Raw genomic sequence first — 15,499 nt, forward strand, 5'->3', positions numbered from 1 at the left:
GAACGAGTCCGGCTCAACTGAACGAATCGAGCACGACATGGCATCGCTGTCGGTACGGCAGGCCGCTTTCATCGGTGTCGGGGCGATGGTGGGCGCGGGGATCTTCGCGCTCCTCGGGGCCGCCGGGGAGGTGGCGGGCGCCGCGGTCTGGCTGTCGTTCCTGATCGCGGGGGTCATCGCAGCCCTGCAGGGCTACTCGTTCGCCAAGTTCGGCGCGCGCTATCCGACGGCCGGCGGGCTGCTGGAGTACGTCGCGAAGGGCTTCGGCAACGGCCACATGACCGGGGTCACCGCGTGGCTGACCTACTCGGCGAACGCCATCGTGACCGCGATGGTCGCCGTGTCGTTCGGCAGCTACGCCAGCGACATGTTCACCGACAAGAGCCACGCGTGGGCCAAGGTCTTCGCGGCGCTCGTCATCGTCGTGATGACCGCCGTCAACATCGTGGGCTCGACGCTGGTCGCGCGTGCCCAGACTGTCATCGTCTACGTCGTGCTCGGCATCCTGATCGTCTTCGCGGTGGTCACGATCGCCGACATGAAGCCGTCGCTGCTGGCGTTCTCCGGATACCCGCCGTTCCACGACATCATCTCGGCCGTGGCGCTGACGTTCTTCGCGTTCCTCGGCTTCGGCATCATCACCTTCACCGCCAAGGACCTGCCCCGCCCGGAGAAGCAGCTCCCCCGCGCGATGTTCCTGGCGCTCGGCATCGCGACCGTCATCTACGTGGCCATCGCGCTCGGCGTGTTCGGCACGCTGACGGTCGACAAGGTGATCTCGTCCGGCGGCACCGCGCTGGCGGTGGCCGCCGAGCCCTCACTCGGTAAGTTCGGCTACTGGCTCATGAGCGTGACGGCCCTGTTCTCCACAGCGGGAGCCACCAACGCGGGCCTCTATCCGGCCGCCGGGCTGTCCGACCGGCTCGTCGAGACCGGCCAGTTCCCCGGGGTGATGGCCCGCCGCCTCCGCGGACGGGCCTCCTACGGGCTGCTGATCCAGGCGGTGGCCTGCCTGATCCTGGCCGTCGCGTTCAAGCTCGACGCGATCGCCTCGATCGGCAGCGCGGTCGCTCTGCTGATCTTCACCCTCATCACCGCCGCCCACCTGCGCGTCCGCGACGAGACCGGGGCGAACGTGATCATCCTCGTCGTCGCGATCGTCGCCGCCGCGGCCGTCCTGATCACCTTCGTCTTCACGACGCTGATCCACGAACGGGCCTCGATCGTGACGCTGCTGATCATCCTGGCGCTCAGCGTCCTGCTGGACGTCGGCTGGAAGCGCCGTGCCGGAGCGGGCGGCGCGGGCCCGGCGACCGAGGCGCGGCCTCCGGGCGGAGCCGCGCCTCCTGGCCATGGTCAGCCCCAGGTCTGACCGGCGGGCTCCTCGATCGTCGCGTTCAGCCGGTTGAACATGTTGGTCACCGTGATGGTGAGGATGATCGCCGACAGCTCCTTCTCGTCGTAGTGGTCGGCGACCCGGTCCCACAGCTCGTCCGACACCGCCTTGCCGGAACGGTCGGCCATCCGGGTGACGTGCTCGGTCAGCTCCAGCGCGGCCTGCTCGGCCTCGGTGAAGAACGGGGCCTCGCGCCAGGCCGCCACGGTCGCGATGCGCTCCTCCGACGAGCCCGCCTTCCGGAGGCTCTGAACGTGGGCCAGCGTGCAGGCGCTGCACCCGTTGATCTGGCTGGCGCGCAGGCCCACGAGCTCCTGCAGCTCCTGCGAGATGCCGCCCTGGTTGATGCCCTTGAAGATGTTCTGGATGCCCTTGAGGGCGTCGGGGAGAACGTAGGCCGGGTTCTTCATGCGAGCTTCCATGACTGTCTCCTTAGTTGGTCCCAGCCGGCCGGCTTAGCCGGCTTCAGCTGGTCTTTCTGGTCGGTCACAGCACTGACGGAGCCCGCCAGGCGAGTGTGACCGGACGAGCGAGAAAACTTCAGAAATCTCCGTGGGCCGCGATCCGGCAGCGCATCCGGGTCACGGCGAGCTGCCGCAGGGCCAGGGAGCCGTGCTCGATCACCGGTTCCCAGGGCTCGATCCCGGTGACGGCGACCTCGACGACGGCCTGGTCGGGCGCCCCCGCCATCGGCTGGGCGACGACCCGCGCCGTGCCGCGCGCGGTGAACGCCAGGCTCCCCTCGGCCAGGATCAGCACGGCCACCTCCGGCGGCCCGTCCAATCCGCGCAGGGCGGACGCCTGGGCGCCGTGGACGCTCAGCAGGATCGTCCGCCCGTCCGCCCGTACGGGCTCCGACACCGGGATCAGCATCGGGGCGTCCAGGTGCACCACGGCCAGGACGGCGACCGTACGGGCGGGCCACGAGGGCAGGACGGTCATGCGCGGACCTTCCCGTTCGGCCACCAGACGCGCGGGCCGATCTCCAGCGCGAGCGCGGGGATGAGCAGGCTGCGGACGATGAAGGTGTCCAGCAGCACGCCGACCGCGATCAGCAGGCCCTGCTGCAGCGCGCCGACGGTCGGGACCACGGCGAGCATCATGAACGTTCCGGCGAGCACCAGCCCGGCCGAGGTGATCACGCCGCCGGTCACGCTCAGCCCGGTGAGCACGCCCTCGCGATGCCCGAGCCGCGGGACCTCCTCCCGCACACGCGTCATCAGGAAGATCGTGTAGTCGACGCCGAGCGCCACCAGGAAGAGGAAGCCGAACAGCAGCAGTCCCCGGTCGATCCGCGGATGCCCGAGCGCCTGGAACAGCAGGGCCGCCGCGCCGAGCGCCGCCGCGTACGACAGCACGACCGACGCCAGCAGCATGATCGGCGCCGCGACCGATCGCAGCAGCGCGATCAGCATCACCAGCACGATGCCCAAGATCAGCGGGATCAGCAGCCGTTCCTCGTCGCCCTCGGCCTTGTGCCGGTCGAGCGCCACCGCGCTCTCGCCGCCCACGACCGCCGAACGGGCCCCGCCGTGATCGAGCGCCGTACGGACGCGTTCGACGGCCTGCCGGGCGTCCTTGGTCTCGGGTGCACCGGCCAGGACGACGCTGACGTGCGTCCAGCCGCCCGCCGACCCGGCCTGCGTCGCCGAGCTGACGCCCGGCACCTTCTGCACGGTGCTCACCGCCGCGGCGGCCTCCCCGGCCCGCACGTACAGGTCGGCCGGTGCGGACGATCCCGCCGGGAAGTGCCTGGCGAGGGTCTCCTGCCCGACGACCGAGTCGGTCTTCTTGGTGAACTGCTCGGCCTGCGTGAGGCCCGTCGACAGCCCGGTCGACCCGAACGCCAGGGCCACCAGCACGAGCAGCGCGCCGATCCAGATCGGCCTCGGCGCCCGTCCCACGGTCCGCGCCACGCGCGCCCACAGGCCCGTGCCCCGCTCGCCCGCTCCCCCGTAACCCTGGTCACCCGGGTCACCCGGGTCGTAGCGCGGGATCAGCGGCCAGAACGCCCAGCGCCCGAGGATGACCAGCAGGGCGGGCAGCAGCGAGATCATCGCCGCGAACACCACCGCGACGCCGATCGCCACGACCGGTCCGAGGCCCCGGGTGGAGTTCAGGCTGCCGAAGACCAGGCACAGCGTCGCGACGCCGACGGTCGCGGCCGATGCCGCGATGGCGGGCAGGCATCCGCGCACCGCGTGCGCCATGGCCTCATGCCGGTCCGCATGGCGGTGCAGCTCCTCCCGATAGCGGGCGATGAGCAGCAGCGCGTAGTCGGTGCCGACCCCCAGCGCCAGAACGATCAGGATGTAGGAGCTCTGCCCGTCCACCGCCAGCCCCGCGTGCTTGGCCAGCAGATAGACCACCGCGGCGGCGACCTGGGCGGCCAGGCCCACGGCGAGCAACGGGATCAGCCACAGCACCGGGCTGCGATAGGTGACCAGCAACAGCAGCGCGACGATCCCGAGCGTGACGCCGAGGAGCACCCCGTCCATGCCGGAGTACACCCTGATGAAGTCGGCGATGCTGCCCGCCTCACCGGTGACCTTGACGTCGAGCCCGCCCGGTACGCCCGTCCCGGCCACGTCCTGGACCCGGTCGACGCCGTCGGCCAGCACCGCGTTGTCGTTCTCGGCCGTACGGACGGGGACGCTGATGAACGCGGCCTTGCGGTCCCCGGACACCTTCACCGCCGAGGCCTTGAGCGCCCCGCGGTCGTTCTCGACCTTCGCCAGGTCCGCCGCCGTCAGCCCGCCGTCGCGGCTGTAGACGACCACGGCCGTGCTGACGTCCTTCTCGGCGAAGTGCTTCTCCGCGACCTCGACGGCCTTGGTCGATTGAGAGCTGGCGGGCAGCCAGCTCACCGGGTCGTTGTCCTGTACCGAGCCCAGCTTGGCGGCGAGCGAGCCGCCCACCGCCATCAGCACCAGCCAGATCGCCAGCACGGCCCATGTGGACCGGCGCCCGGCCACGAGGCCGCCGTACCGGCCGGGCGGCGGCCCGACCTCCTGGGCCTCTCGTGTCAGCGTGGACACGTCGTCACTCCTAGGGGGGAATTCTGGACACTCAATATCCAGGTTGATGATCCACTGGCCCCGGTTTCTTCGGGCCCAGCGGCGGTCAGGTCAGCCGGTGGTCAGATCAAGCGGTCGTCAGGCCGAACGAACTCGGCTACTTGCGCTGGTTGACCCGAATGAGGTTGCCCGACGGGTCGCGGAAGGCGCAGTCGCGCATGCCGTACGCCTGGTCCATGGGCTCCTGGAGCACCTCGGCGCCGGTCTTGCGCACCCGCTCGAACGTGGCGTCCACATCGTCGCTGGAAAAGGCGACCCCGCGAAGCATGCCCTTGGCCAGCAGTTCCTCCAGCGCCTTCTTGTCGGCCGCCGAGGTGGCCGGGTCCGCGCTCGCCGGTTCGAGAACGATCTCGAGCTCGGGCTGCGTGGGCGACACCAGCGTCACCCAGCGGAACCCTTCGAACCCGACGTCGTTGCGCACCTCCAGCCCGAGCGCGTCCCGGTAGAAGGCCAGTGCCTGCTCGTGATCGTGAACTGCGATGAAGCAGTGAGAAACCCTGAGATCCATGCAGCTCACGCTACGGGCGGGGACCCCTTCTTGGCTTCTCCGTTCCTGACCGGTCGCGTGTAAAGCTTGGCGTAACACGCGGGAATGGCCGCCCCATCGGCGTGATCGCGCTTCAGGTAGGCGCTCGGGCTCTCCCCCACCAGCTCGGTGAACCGGGTGCTGAACGAGCCCAGCGACGAACACCCGACCTCGAAGCAGACCTCGGTCACGCTCAGGTCGCCGCGCCGCAGCAGAGCCTTGGCCCGCTCGATCCGCCGCGTCATCAGGTAGCTGTAAGGCGTCTCGCCGAACGCCGCCCGGAAGCTCCGCGAGAAGTGCCCGGGCGACATGAGGGCGCCCCGCGCCAGCGCCGGCACGTCCAGCGGCTGCGCGTAGTCGCGGTCCATCTGGTCGCGAGCCCGCCGCAACAGGACCAGATCCTCCGGATTCACGCTTCCATCCTCGCACGCCCCTGCCTCGCGGCGGCGGCCACGGCACCCACCGCGCAGATCACCACAAGTCCCACCAGCACCGCGAGCAGCGGATTGACGAACCCGGGCACCGCCTCGGACCCGCAGGTCGTGTCGCTCAGCGGCAGCAGACTCGTGTGCCCGTCCGGGTCGTACGAGCCCCCGAAGCGGCACGAGTCACCGGGATCCAGCGCGAAGGTCCCCTTGGCGCGGGTCAGCCCATACCCGTACACCGAGATCGCCGCCAGCAGCCACGTCCACGACAACCGCACCCACGTCGCCCGGGCCGCCTCAGGCCCCGGCTTCAGCCCGGACCGTACGGCCAGCGCCCCGACCACGACCGCGCCCACCCCGACGACCGGCCAGGCCACCAGCGTCACGAACACCGCCAGGAAGACCCCCGCCAGCAACCCACGGGGGTCGGTGGCACCGGCGAACACCAGCGCCGCGGCGATCACGCCCAGCACCCACCACCGCAGCCGCCCGAGGAGGCCCGGCCGCACTGCGCGCAACGGCAGCAGAACGGCCAGCACCACCATCAGCAGCAGCGTTCCAACAACGATCACGCGGGCCATTATCCAGGCAAAACACAACGAAAGGCCCATCCGGCAGCGGATGGGCCCTCGTCACACGGATCATGCCGGATCATTGCGCGGGGTTGGTGTCCTTGCCGTCGAGCCAGAGGGTGTCGGAGGCGTCGCGGTGGGCGCCGGCGGCCCCGACGTGCTTGGCGCCGATCGTGGGACCCTTCTTGATCACGTGGACGAGCGCCATGGCGTGGCCGCGGCCGAGGTCATAGTCCTCCTTGAGCCAGTCGACGATGGCTCCCGCCTTGGTGGAGGGGGCGTCCAGGCCGCGCTCACGGGCGAGATCGATGAACTGGCGGGGCGTGAGACCGGTCTTGCCTTCGATGTTGTCAAGGTAGGCCTGGAAGGACATGTCGTGCTCCTGTGAGATGTATGGCGTGCGTTTTGATGGTGGCAGATCGGGTTGTCAGGCGGAACGGCGGTAGTGGGCGGCCACTGCGGAGATCCAGAGCATGGCGGTGATGGCGCCGATCGCCAGGGTGAGGGAGCCGGCTTTCCCACCGGTCATCGGCCATGCGTTGCCCAGCAGGAGGGCCGTTCCGGCGACGCGGGAGGCGACGGCGCGGGCACGGTCGCCCGAACGGCCGAAGTGGCGGCCCAGCACGTAGCAGGCGGCTATCAGGGCGGTGAAGGCGATCGAGCCGGAGATCATGTGGCCGTAGCTGTGCCAGCTCATCGAGGCTGGCATCCCTGCGGGGGTTCCGACGGGGAACCCGTCGGCCGGGTCCATGACCAGGAGCCCGGCGGCGAACATCCCCGCGCCGTTGACCGCGACCAGGCGCGGGGCCCACTTGCTCGGGAGGACGCGGCGGAGGCCGACCGCGCCGGCGATGGTGAGGACGCCGCAGACGAGGAAGTTGGTGATCTGCAGCCAGCCCAGAGCTCCGTCGCTCAGCGCGCTCAGGGGATGGCGGGTGATGTCGAAGCCCTCGCGGGTCGCCGCCTGGGCGAGCGAGACCGTGGCCCACAGCGGCGCGGAGATCACGGCGGCGGCCAGGAGGGAACGGGTCGAGATCGCGGAGGAGCGGGCGGCAACGGTCTTGCGGGTGATGGTGGGCCGGTACGTGGTGGTCATGTCCTTGCCTCTCTCGTGTTCGGTTCGCTTGCCTGGACGTCGATCTGGAGATATGACAGGGAATGAGACCGTTCCCTGTCACATCGGCTTGTTCGACGTGTGGGCAAGCGACCGGGTCACAGCGGCTCGGACGACGGACAGAGGGAGATCCCCATGCGTTACCTGATGATGAGCAAGTCGACCGACACGACCCCGGCCCCCGACGAGAGGCTGTTCGCCGAGATGGCCGCGTTCGTCGAGGAGCTGAGCGCCTCGGGCGTGCTGCTGGCCACCGGCGGCCTGGCCCCCGAGGGCGTCCAGATGGTCTCGGCCGGCGACGAGATCACCGTGACGGACGGACCGTTCGCCGAGGCCAAGGAGGCCGTCGCCGGGTTCGCCCTGGTCGAGGTCCGCAGCAAGGAGGAGGCCCTGGAGCTCGCCCGCCGGTTCCGCAAGATCGTGGGCGACGGCGTGAGCATCATCCAGGAGGTGTTCTGACGGACGCCCATGCCGCGATCGACGGCGTCTGGAAGTTCGAGTCGGCGAAGATCATCGCGACGCTGACCCGGATGGTGAACGACGTCGGGCTCGCCGAGGAGCTGGCCCAGGACGCCCTGGTGGCGGCCCTGGAGCAGTGGCCGGAGTCCGGCGTCCCCGACAACCCCGGCGCCTGGCTGATGACCACCGCCAAGCGCCGGGCCGTCGATCACATCAGGCGCTCCCAGCGGCTCGAGCGCAAGCAGGAGCAGCTGGCCCGCGAGCTGGACGAGGAGGAGCGCGAGCCCGAGCAGGACGACGTGCTCCGCCTCATGTTCATCTCGTGCCACCCGGTGCTGCCCACGGCGGCCCGGGTGGCCTTGACGCTGCGGCTGCTCGGCGGCCTGACCGCCGCGGAGATCGCGCGGGCGTTCCTGGTGAACGAGCAGCGGATCGCCCAGCGGATCGCCGCGGCCAAGCAGACCCTCGCCGAGCATCGGGTGCCGTTCGACCTGCCCGAGGGCGACGAGCTGGGCGAACGGCTGAGCGCGGTCCTCGGGGTCATCTACCTGATCTTCAACGAGGGGTACTCGGCGACGTCGGGCGCGGACCTGATGCGGCCGGGCCTGTGCCTGGAGGCGCTGCGGCTCGGGCGGCTGCTGGCCGAGCTGGCGCCCGACGAGCCCGAGGTGCACGGCCTCGTGGCGCTGATGGAGATCCACGCGTCACGGCTGGCGGCCCGTACGGGCCCGTCGGGCGAGCCGATCCAGCTGCACGAGCAGAACCGGGGGCGCTGGGACCAGCTGCTGATCCGGCGCGGGTTCACCGCGATGCTGCGGGCCCGCGAGCTGAGGCGCCCGCCCGGCCCGTACGTGCTGCAGGCCGCGATCGCCGTCACGCACGCACAGGCGCGCACGGCCGAGGCGACCGACTGGGCCCAGATCGCGGCCCTGTACGAGGCCCTCGTACGCCAGCTGCCGACGCCGATCGTGCGGCTCAACCGGGCGGTGGCGATCGGACGGGCGCAGGGGCCGCAGGTGGCGCTGGACCTGGTGGACGAGCTCCAGGCCGACCCTGCGCTGCGCGACTACCACCTGCTGCCGAGCATCCGGGGCGACCTGCTGCTGCGGCTGGATCGGGCGAGCGAGGCCCGGCTGGAGTTCGAACGTGCCGCCTCGCTGACCCGCAACGATGCCGAACGGGACTTCCTGCTGGCGCGAGCCGCGGATCTGCCTGCCGGCGAAGGGGTGGCCCTTGCCGACGCGGCCGAGGAGTTCCTCGCGACCCTGGCGCCCGCGACGGCCCATTCGTACGGCCAGACCCTCACCAGGCTGCGCCGCTCGCTCGGCGGCCGAACTCCCCTGGCGTCACTGACCCCAGGCAAGGTGGCGCAGGTCTTCGAGACCGCTTGGAGCACCGCCGCCGCCAAGACCTGGAACCGGCACCGCTCGGCCGTCAAGTCGTTCGGCGAATGGGCCTCCCTCGACGACCTGGCCGGAGCGCTGGAACGCCGCCCCGAGCACACCGGGCCCAAGCAGGCTGGCCCCAAGCCCTCACAGCGCCCGCTGAACGACCTCTGGGAACGCGACCTCCCGCTGCGCGAACGCACGCTCTACCGCCTCCTGTACGAGTCGGGAGCCCCCATCACCACCGTTCTGGCCCTCGACGTCGACGACCTCGACCTGGACGACCGCCGGTCCCGCGACGGCAAGGTGGCCTGGCGTTCGGCGACCGCCCGCCTGCTCCCCGACCTGATCGGCGACCGGACCCGAGGCCCGCTCTTCCTGTCCGATCGCCGCCCCGCGCCCGCCCGTACGCCGGCGCCCGAGAACCTCTGCCCTGACACAGGCAGGCGCCGGCTCTCCTATGAACGCGCCGAATACCTCTTCAAGAAATCGACCGGATTCACCCTGCATGCCCTCAAGGGTTGACCTGGAGCGCGCTCCAGGTAGCAAAGTGAGACGCATGCGCATTGGCCTTCAGATTCCCAGCTTCACCTTCTCGGGCGGGCAGGAGCAGATCGCGCCCGAGTTCAGCCGGATCGCCCGCGAGGCGGACCAGGGCGGCCTCCGCTCGCTCTGGGTCATGGACCACTTCTTCCAGATCGGCATGGTCGGCCCGCCCGAGGACCCGATGCTGGAGGGCTACACCGCGCTGTCGTACGCGGCGGCGCAGACCGAGCGAATCCTGCTCGGCACGATGGTCACCGGCGTGACCTACCGGCACCCCGGCGTCCTCGCCAAGACGGTCACCACCCTCGACGTGCTGTCGGGCGGGCGGGCGATCCTCGGCATCGGGGCCGCCTGGAACGACGAGGAGTCGCGCGGGCTCGGCATCCCGTTCCCGCCGATCGCCGAGCGGTTCGAACGGCTCGAGGAGACGCTGCGGATCTTCCACCAGATGCGGTCCGGCGACGAGAAGGCCTTCGACGGCAAGCACTACCAGCTGGAGCGGCCCCTCAACTCGCCCGCGCCGCTGCACCGGCCGCACCTGCCGATCCTCATCGGCGGCGGCGGTGAGAAGAAGACGCTGCGGTTCGTCGCCAAGTACGCCGACGCGACCAACCTGTTCGACTCGCCGGAGCTGGCCCACAAGCTGCAGGTGCTCCAGGAGCACTGCGGGCGCGAGGGCCGCGACTACGCCGAGATCGAGAAGACCGCGCTGACGTTCTTCCGCACCGAGAAGCCGTCGGTCGACCAGGCCGTGGAGACCGTCGGCCGGCTCGCCGAGGCGGGCATCGATCAGGCGATCTTCTCGCAGGGCACCGGTCAGGACCTGGCGGGCATCCTCGCCGAGACCGTTCAGCAGACCAAGGACATCGTTCCCTCGGGCCGTTAGCGGTTGAGCTGCAGGCTGGTCTGGGCGAGGTAGCCGACGACGCCCAGCACGATGAAGACGATGAGGAGCGTGCGCCCGTTGCTGCTGACGAGCAGCGGGCGCGTGGCCGAGGCGCGCGGCTGGGCGGCCTGCGGGCTGTCCTGGTCTCCGAACGGGCCCTTGGGGTAGGCGGAGGTCAGCAGCATCACGTACGCGTTGTAGCGCATCGCGTAGCGCTGTACCGCCGCCGTCGCCTCGAACAGCGCCTGCGGCATGGAGCCGTTGATCAGCACGAACAGCCAGATGACGAAGCCGGCGACCTGCCAGCCGTAGCTGAGAAGGGCGCTGAGGATGGCGGCCGGGATGAGCAGGATGAAACGGAAGAACACCGCGAGGCGGTTGAGCGGGCCCGGCCGCACCTCGATCCGAACCGTGTAGTCGGGCGCCCGCATGGCGAACGGCGGGTACTGGTCGACCAGCAGGGTGCCGTACGCGCTCACGCGAGTCCACCAGCTCAGATAGCCGGTCAGGAACTCGGCGGCCCAGTCGGGCAGGCGCCCCATGAACAGCGCCGCGAACCAGCCGATCACCTGCACGAAGAACGCGGCGATGCTGACGAAGATGAGCACGAACCACTGCGGGATCAGCAGGATCAGCCGGAAGAACACGGTGACGCGCGATTGCGGCGCGGGCCCGTCGACGTCGAGTTGGGGAAGGAACTCCCCGGCGGTGGGTGCGGTGGCAGACGCCATGGCGTTCTCCTGCGGAGAGGGCGAGCGCGGGGAGCGGAAAGGGTGCATGGAAGGTACCCCTCAGCCGGCCTGCCGGAGACTCCGCGTCCGACAGCGGTCACCCTGCGTCCGGATCCGGCCTTTCCATGGCGCCTTCCAGGGCCTCTGTGAGTGGTCCATCGCGTACGACGCGCCCGCCGCGCAGCTCCACCACGCGGCCGCACATGCGCGCCACCACGTCCTCGTCGCGCGAGATGAGCAGCAGGCCGGTGCGGCGCTCGGTCACCAGCCAGTCGATCAGTTCCAGCACGCCGGCGTCGCGTGTGGTGGCGGGTTCGTCGCAGATCAGCGTGGCGGGGTCGCGGGCCAGGGCGAGCGCCAGCGCGACCCGCTGCCGTTGCCATTGCGGCAGGTCGCGCGGGTAGGCGCCGGACACGTCCGGGCCGACCTCGACGCGCCGCAGCAGCGCGGCCGTCCGGGTCCTGGCCTCGGCTCTCGACAGGCCGCGGTGCTGCCGCACGGCCAGCATGACCTGCCGCCCCACGCGCAGCTTGGGGTCCAGCCCGTTCATCGGCTCCTGGGACACCATCGCCACGCGGTCGCCGCGCAGCCGCGCCAGCTCGCGTTCCCGCATGCCGAGAACGTCGCGCGGGCCGCCCAGCACATGCCCGCCGACCAGCACGCGGCCGCCGACCAGGACCCGCCCCGACGTCCGCGCGTCCCCGGGCAGCAACCCCATGACCGCCAGCGCCGTGAGCGACTTGCCCGCCCCGGGCGCGCCGGTCAGCCCGACCCGTTCGCCCGGCGCGACCGACAGCGACACCCGCCGCAGAACGGGCGGCCGGTCGCCGAGCCGCACGGTCAGCCCGTCGATCTCGATCATCCGGGGCTCGCGGGGACCGGCGCGGCCGACAGCAGCTCCTTGGTGTACTCGTGCCGGGGCGAGGCGTAGACCTCGCCGGCATCCGCGAGCTCCACGACCTTGCCCTGGCGCATGACGGCGACCCGGTCGCTGACCTGCCGTACGACCGCCAGATCGTGCGAGACGAACACCAGCGTGAGGTCCAGGTCCTCCTGAAGCTCGGCGAGCAGCGCGAGCACCTGGGCCTGCGTCGTGACGTCCAGCGAGGTGACCGGCTCGTCGCAGACCAGCAGCCGGGGCTTCGGCGCCAGCGCCCGCGCGATGCCGACCCGCTGCCGCTGCCCGCCCGAGAACTCATGCGGGTAGGCGTCGTAGCGGCCGGGGTCGAGGCCGACGCGTTCCATCAGGTCCCGCGCGGCCTTCACCGGCTCGGCCTCGCCCAGCACGCGCAGCGGGTCGGCGATGCTCTCGCCGACCGTCCGGCGCGGGTTGAGCGAGGCGACCGGATCCTGGAAGACCATCTGCAGGTCCCGGCGGACGGCCCGGAGCCGCCGTTCGCCCAGCGCGCCGAGGTCCTGGCCGGCGAACTCGATCCGCCCGGACGTGGGCTCCAGCAGCCGGACGAGCATCCGCGCGAGCGTCGACTTGCCGCTGCCGCTCTCCCCCACGACCCCGAGCGTCTCGCCGCGCCGCACGTCGAAGGTGACCCCGTCGACCGCGTGCAGGGTCTCGCGGCGCAGCGGCGGCCCGGACACGAAGTCCCGCCGCAGTTCCGACACCTCCATCAGCACCTCGTCGCCGCGCCCGGACCGCTCCGCGGGTGGAGCATCGAGGCGAGGCACGGCGGCGAGCAGTTCGCGGGTGTACGGCTCGGACGGATCGTCCAGCACCGAGGCTGCCGGACCCTGCTCGACGGCCTGCCCGTCCCGCATCACCAGGATCTCGTCGGCGGCCCGCGCCACCACACCGAAGTCGTGGCTGACCAGCAGCAACGCCATCCCGGTCTCGGCGCGCAGCTCGTTCAGCAGATCCAGCAGCCGGGCCTGAACGGTCACGTCGAGCGCGGTCGTCGGCTCGTCGGCGACCAGCACGCGCGGCTCCAGGGCCAGTGCCATCGCGATGAGCGCCCGCTGTCGCATGCCGCCTGAGAACTCGTGCGGATAGGCGCGTGCCCGCCGCACCGGGATGCCGACGCGTTCGAGCACCTCCACCGCCTTGGCGCGCGCCTCCCGCCGTGTGACCGAATGGTGGGCGCGGTACACCTCGGCGATCTGGTCGCCCACCCGCAGATACGGGTCGAGCGAGGACAGCGGGTCCTGGAACACCATCGCGATCCGGCCGCCGCGCAGCCGCCGCAGCTCCTCACCGGAGGCGGCCAGCACGTCGACGCCGCCGGCCAGGATCTCCCCCTCGACCTCGGCCGCCGACCCGTGCAGGCGCAGCAGGGACAGCGCGAGCGTCGACTTGCCGCTGCCGCTCTCCCCCACGACCCCGAGCGCCCGCCCCGGCTCCAGGTCGAACGAGACTCCCTTGAGCGCCTCCCGCCCGCCGTCGCCGCCGTACCGGACCCGCAGGTCCCGCACCGAAAGTGCCGGAGTCGTCATGCGAGCTTCACTCTCGGATCGATGGCCGCGTGCAGCAGGTCGGCGGCGGTGTTGGCGAGCACGACAAGCGTCCCGGCGAGCACGGTCACCCCGACGACCACCGGCAGGTCGACGTTGTTGACCGACTCGACCGTCAGCTTGCCGATGCCGGGCAGGCCGAACATGGTCTCGGTGAGCACGGCGGCCGTCATCATCTGGGCGACCTCGACGGCGGTGAGGGTGACGACCGGGGTGAGGGCGCCGCGCATCGCGTGCCGGGCGATCACCTGCCGCTCCCTGATCCCGTACGCGCGGAACGTGCGGATGTGGTCCTCCACCAGCGTCTCCAGCGCGCCCGCCCGGGTGATCCGCGCGTACACCGCGGCCTCGATCAGCGCCAGCGACGCCCACGGCAGGATGAGGTTGCGCGCCCACGCGGCCGGGTCGTCGGTCAGCGGCACGTACGCCGGGAACGGCAGCCACCGCAGGTACGCGCAGAAGATCAGCAGCAGGACGAGCCCGATCAGGAACACCGGGGTCGAGAACCCGAGCAGCGTCACCCCGGTCAGCAGCCGTTCGCTCAGCCGCCCGCGCCGCAGCGCCGACTGGAGCCCGGCCGAGATGCCCAGCACCAGCGACAGCAGCGTCGCGCCCAGCGTGAGCGACAGCGATACGGGCAGGCGGTCGAGCAGCATCTGCGTCACGGGCTGGTCGGTCTGGAACGAGTAGCCGAGGCAGGGCGCCGGGCAGTGGCTCACGTCCGTCCCCGCCGAGTAGTCCCGGCCGACGACCAGCCCCTCCAGGAAATGCCAGTACTGCAGGTAGACGGACTCGTCCAGGCCGAGCTTGTGCTCGGTCAGGGCCAGCCGTTCGGCGTTGCAGCCCTTGCCGCACGCCAGCACGGCCGGATCGCCGGGCGTCAGGTAGAAGAGCACGTAAACGATCGCCGACAGCGCCAGCAGCACCGCGACCGTGGCGCCGAGCCGGCGCACCGAATACCAGGTCATGAACGGGCGCTCCAGCGGGGGTCCATGGCCTTGCGCACCGCGTCGGCGAGCACCGTGAAGGCCAGCAGCGTGACGAACAGCAGCCCGCCCGGGACGATCACGTACATCGGGTCGGTGCGGAACCACGTCGTGGCCGACGACAGCATCTGCCCCCACGAGGGCGTCGGCGGCCGTACGCCCGCGCCGAGGAACGACAGCGCCGCCTCGTTCACCATGTTCGTCGGGACCTTCAGCGCGCCGACCGCCAGCAGCGGCGACGCCAGGCCCGGCAGGATCTCGCGGAGCGCGATGCGCGACCGCCGCGCGCCGGTCAGGCGGGCCGCGTCCACGTACTCGCGCGTGCGCAGCGTCTGCGTCTGGTTGCGGGTCAGGCGCGCGATGTTTCCCCAGTTGACGGCGGCGATGACGCAGCCCACCAGCAGCGGGCGCGGCACCGACTGCGGCACGATCGCCATGAGCGCCAGCGCGAGCAGGAAGTAGGGGAAGGCCAGCGACAGATCGGTCACCCGGCTGAGCACGCCGTCGGCCCACCGGCCGCCGAACCCGGCGGCCAGCCCGATCGTGATGCCGATGACCAGCTCCAGCACGGTCGCCCCGAGCGCGACGCCGAGCGAGACGCGGGCTCCGTAGACGACGCGCGCGAACACGTCGCGGCCCGTGCCGGGCTCCACGCCGAGCCAGTGGTCGGCACTGATCCCGCCGAGCGCGCCCTTGGGCAGGCCGCCGCGCTCGGAGTCGAGCAGGCCGCTGTGGAACGTGGTGGGGTCCTGCCCCTCCAGCGCGGCCAGCAGCGGCGCGGCCAGCGCGGCCACGACCATCGCCGCCACGACGGCCAGGGCCGCCATCGCGGCACGGTCGGACCGCAGCCGCCGCCAGGTCTGCCGCCGCCGGGGCGGAGCCTCCCGTACGGACTCCGCCCCGGCACCGGCCTCGGATTCGAGAACGCTCACC

17 protein-coding genes and 1 pseudogene are annotated in these 15,499 nt (G+C 71.3%); 5 read left to right on the forward strand and 13 right to left on the reverse strand.

The features are described 5' to 3' along the window. Positions 1–37 precede the first annotated feature (37 nt). Positions 38–1,372: an APC family permease gene (locus J4573_RS05230; RefSeq protein ID WP_208254082.1), complete on the forward strand. Its 1,335-nt coding sequence runs from the start codon at positions 38–40 to the stop codon at positions 1,370–1,372. On the opposite strand, the gene J4573_RS05235 is transcribed toward J4573_RS05230, so the two are convergent. The 8 genes from J4573_RS05235 to J4573_RS05270 all read right to left on the reverse strand — a co-directional run bounded on the left by J4573_RS05235 (position 1,357) and on the right by J4573_RS05270 (position 7,092). After that, positions 1,357–1,818 carry a carboxymuconolactone decarboxylase family protein gene (locus tag J4573_RS05235; protein ID WP_208254083.1) on the reverse strand — a complete coding sequence of 154 codons (462 nt, stop codon included), beginning with the start codon at positions 1,816–1,818 and terminating at the stop codon, positions 1,357–1,359. The genes J4573_RS05230 and J4573_RS05235 overlap by 16 nt on opposite strands. A 118-nt stretch (positions 1,819–1,936) precedes the next feature. Further along, entirely contained in the window at positions 1,937–2,338 is a 402-nt protein-coding gene (locus J4573_RS05240; protein WP_208254084.1) for a hypothetical protein, read from the reverse strand. Next, positions 2,335–4,434, reverse strand: a complete 2,100-nt coding sequence (locus J4573_RS05245; RefSeq protein WP_208254085.1) for an MMPL family transporter — start codon at positions 4,432–4,434, stop codon at positions 2,335–2,337. The genes J4573_RS05240 and J4573_RS05245 overlap by 4 nt, the downstream gene beginning before the upstream one ends. A gap of 136 nt (positions 4,435–4,570) precedes the next feature. Continuing rightward, a complete protein-coding gene (locus J4573_RS05250; RefSeq protein WP_208254086.1) occupies positions 4,571–4,981 on the reverse strand; it encodes a VOC family protein in 411 nt (136 codons plus the stop codon). A 5-nt stretch (positions 4,982–4,986) separates the two neighbouring features. Further along, positions 4,987–5,367 carry a helix-turn-helix transcriptional regulator gene (locus tag J4573_RS05255; protein WP_208254443.1) on the reverse strand — a complete coding sequence of 127 codons (381 nt, stop codon included), beginning with the start codon at positions 5,365–5,367 and terminating at the stop codon, positions 4,987–4,989. 41 nt (positions 5,368–5,408) lie between these two features. Further along, complete coding sequence (locus tag J4573_RS05260; protein WP_208254087.1) at positions 5,409–5,996, reverse strand: hypothetical protein; 588 nt, start codon at positions 5,994–5,996, stop codon at positions 5,409–5,411. Between the two features lie 79 nt (positions 5,997–6,075). After that, complete coding sequence (locus tag J4573_RS05265; protein ID WP_208254088.1) at positions 6,076–6,369, reverse strand: DUF4287 domain-containing protein; 294 nt, start codon at positions 6,367–6,369, stop codon at positions 6,076–6,078. A 54-nt stretch (positions 6,370–6,423) separates the two neighbouring features. Next, positions 6,424–7,092: a DUF998 domain-containing protein gene (locus J4573_RS05270; protein ID WP_208254089.1), complete on the reverse strand. Its 669-nt coding sequence runs from the start codon at positions 7,090–7,092 to the stop codon at positions 6,424–6,426. 153 nt (positions 7,093–7,245) lie between these two features. On the opposite strand from J4573_RS05270, the gene J4573_RS53675 reads away from it, so the two are divergent. The 4 genes and pseudogenes from J4573_RS53675 to J4573_RS05280 all read left to right on the forward strand — a co-directional run bounded on the left by J4573_RS53675 (position 7,246) and on the right by J4573_RS05280 (position 10,386). Beyond that, positions 7,246–7,569, forward strand: a complete 324-nt coding sequence (locus tag J4573_RS53675) for a YciI family protein (protein WP_243772483.1) — start codon at positions 7,246–7,248, stop codon at positions 7,567–7,569. 71 nt (positions 7,570–7,640) lie between these two features. Next, positions 7,641–8,771 (forward strand): annotated as a pseudogene (locus tag J4573_RS56625) (RNA polymerase sigma factor); the annotation flags it as partial. A 24-nt stretch (positions 8,772–8,795) separates the two neighbouring features. After that, on the forward strand, positions 8,796–9,479 hold the full coding sequence (locus tag J4573_RS56630; RefSeq protein WP_372442813.1) for a site-specific integrase: 684 nt from the start codon (positions 8,796–8,798) through the stop codon (positions 9,477–9,479). Between the two features lie 34 nt (positions 9,480–9,513). After that, positions 9,514–10,386: an LLM class F420-dependent oxidoreductase gene (locus J4573_RS05280; RefSeq protein ID WP_208254091.1), complete on the forward strand. Its 873-nt coding sequence runs from the start codon at positions 9,514–9,516 to the stop codon at positions 10,384–10,386. On the opposite strand, the gene J4573_RS05285 is transcribed toward J4573_RS05280, so the two are convergent. From J4573_RS05285 to J4573_RS05305, 5 genes are all read right to left on the reverse strand, one after another. Then, a complete protein-coding gene (locus J4573_RS05285) occupies positions 10,383–11,117 on the reverse strand; it encodes a DUF4389 domain-containing protein (protein WP_208254092.1) in 735 nt (244 codons plus the stop codon). The two genes, J4573_RS05280 and J4573_RS05285, sit on opposite strands and share 4 nt — an antisense overlap. A gap of 97 nt (positions 11,118–11,214) precedes the next feature. Continuing rightward, positions 11,215–11,979: an ATP-binding cassette domain-containing protein gene (locus tag J4573_RS05290; protein WP_208254093.1), complete on the reverse strand. Its 765-nt coding sequence runs from the start codon at positions 11,977–11,979 to the stop codon at positions 11,215–11,217. Next, a complete protein-coding gene (locus J4573_RS05295; RefSeq protein WP_208254094.1) occupies positions 11,976–13,562 on the reverse strand; it encodes an ABC transporter ATP-binding protein in 1,587 nt (528 codons plus the stop codon). The genes J4573_RS05290 and J4573_RS05295 overlap by 4 nt, the downstream gene beginning before the upstream one ends. Continuing rightward, a complete protein-coding gene (locus tag J4573_RS05300) occupies positions 13,559–14,548 on the reverse strand; it encodes an ABC transporter permease (RefSeq protein ID WP_208254095.1) in 990 nt (329 codons plus the stop codon). The genes J4573_RS05295 and J4573_RS05300 overlap by 4 nt, the downstream gene beginning before the upstream one ends. Beyond that, positions 14,545–15,498: an ABC transporter permease gene (locus J4573_RS05305; protein ID WP_208254096.1), complete on the reverse strand. Its 954-nt coding sequence runs from the start codon at positions 15,496–15,498 to the stop codon at positions 14,545–14,547. Before J4573_RS05305 ends, J4573_RS05300 begins: the two co-directional genes overlap by 4 nt. Position 15,499 lies beyond the last annotated feature (1 nt).

The sequence above is a fragment of the Actinomadura barringtoniae genome, from assembly GCF_017573505.1.
Lineage (GTDB): Bacteria > Actinomycetota > Actinomycetes > Streptosporangiales > Streptosporangiaceae > Spirillospora > Spirillospora barringtoniae.